The organism is Roseateles sp. (assembly GCF_036404855.1).
GTDB lineage: Bacteria > Pseudomonadota > Gammaproteobacteria > Burkholderiales > Burkholderiaceae_C > Pelomonas.
Genome location: NZ_DASWYS010000270.1, coordinates 1 through 1,548 on the forward strand (window position 1 = coordinate 1; position 1,548 = coordinate 1,548).

Below are 1,548 nucleotides of genomic sequence, written 5' to 3' on the forward strand. Positions count from 1 at the left end.
CTACAATGTGACTCCCGGTTCCACCGATCCCCCGTTCAAACGACGCAAGGAATGACCATGAACAACACCACCCGTGTTCTGCTGCTCTCCATGATGTCCGTGGCCGTGCTGGCTGGCTGCAAGAAGGACGTCAAGCCGACCCCGCCGACCGACACCACGACGACCACTCCGACCACCCCGACGGGCCCGACCACGTCCGGCGTGTACGGTCCGAATGACCTGGATACCGATGCCTGCCTGCGCCAGCGGGTGGTGTACTTCGACCTGGACCAGGACGCCCTGAAGCCGGAGTTCCAGGCCATCATGGGATGCCACGCCAAGTACCTGCGTGACCGTCCGTCCTCGCGCATCACGCTGGAAGGCCACGCCGACGAGCGCGGCAGCCGCGAGTACAACCTGGGCCTGGGCGAGCGCCGCGGCAACGCCGTGAATTCGGCCCTGCAGGCCAGCGGTGGTTCGGCCAGCCAGCTGACCGTGGTCAGCTACGGCGAAGAGCGTCCGGTCTGCACCGATTCCAGCGAGTCCTGCTGGTCGCAGAACCGTCGCGTCGAGATCGTCTACACGGCCAAGTAAGCCGTCGTCACGATGATCGCGAAGAAGACGTACCTGCTGGTCCTGGCGGCGGCCCTCGTGGCCGCCGCTCCCGCGCATGCGCAACGCGTCAGCCTGGCCGATCGCGTGGCCGCGCTGGAGGCGAAGGCCAACAACCCGCAGCAGAACCTGGACCTGCTCAACAAGGTCACGCAGCAGGAAGCGGAACTCCGCGAGCTGCGTGCCCAGCTGGAGCAGCTGCAGAACGAGAACGAGCAGCTCAAGCAGCGCGGTCGCGACCAGTACCTCGATCTGGACGGTCGCCTCAACCGTCTGGAAGGCGGTGCCGTACCGGCCCCGGCCGGCACGCCGGCCACTGCTCCCCCGCTGGGCAATGCGCCGGTTACTGCACCGGCGCCAGTCGACGCCGCGATGGCTGAGGCAGCGCCCAGCGTCCATGGCGACATGGGCGCGCTGTCCGCCGCCGGCGACGAACGCACCGCCTACAACGTCGCCTTCGACCGGCTGAAGGCCGGCGAATATGCCGATGCGGCACAGCTGTTCACCAGCTTCCTGCAGCTCTATCCCGGCGGCGTGTATGCGCCCAACGCGCTGTACTGGCTGGGTGAGAGCTATTACGTCACCCAGAATTACGCGCTGGCCGCGGACCAGTTCCGCGCATTGCTGGCGCAGTACCCGACCCACGACAAGGCGTCCGGCGCCCTGCTGAAGATCGGCCTGTGCGACTACGGACTGGGCAAGCTGCCCGAGGCCGAGCGCACCCTGGGAGAAGTCATTGCCAAGTACCCGGGCACCGACGTCGCCCGCACGGCCGACGACCGCCTGCGCGCCATCCAGCTCGGCCGCCTGCGCTGAGCTGCCTTCGTCCGGCCCTTCATGGTCGGATGACGGGCCGCCCGGGCGTATCATGCGCACCCCATGAATGACGCCGCCCGCCCCAGCGAAATCGTCCAGTCCCCGCTGGAACGCCTCAAGATCACCGAGATCTTCCTGTCC

The 1,548-nt window shown here is 67.4% G+C and carries 2 protein-coding genes; both read left to right on the plus strand.

What is annotated here, in order from left to right; genetic code table 11:
- Nucleotides 1-57 precede the first annotated feature (57 nt).
- On the plus strand, nt 58-573 hold the full coding sequence (gene pal / locus VGF12_RS17810) for a peptidoglycan-associated lipoprotein Pal (protein WP_313929116.1): 516 nt from the start codon (nt 58-60) through the stop codon (nt 571-573).
- A gap of 12 nt (nt 574-585) precedes the next feature.
- Nucleotides 586-1,407, plus strand: a complete 822-nt coding sequence (gene ybgF / locus VGF12_RS17815) for a tol-pal system protein YbgF (RefSeq protein WP_331177386.1) — start codon at nt 586-588, stop codon at nt 1,405-1,407.
- Nucleotides 1,408-1,548 lie beyond the last annotated feature (141 nt).

What these genes read in the sequence shown, in the direction of transcription:
- pal (WP_313929116.1), top strand. Translation starts at nt 58, where the DNA reads ATGAACAACACCACCCGTGTTCTGCTGCTCTCCATGATGTCCGTGGCC.
- ybgF (WP_331177386.1), top strand. Translation starts at nt 586, where the DNA reads ATGATCGCGAAGAAGACGTACCTGCTGGTCCTGGCGGCGGCCCTCGTG.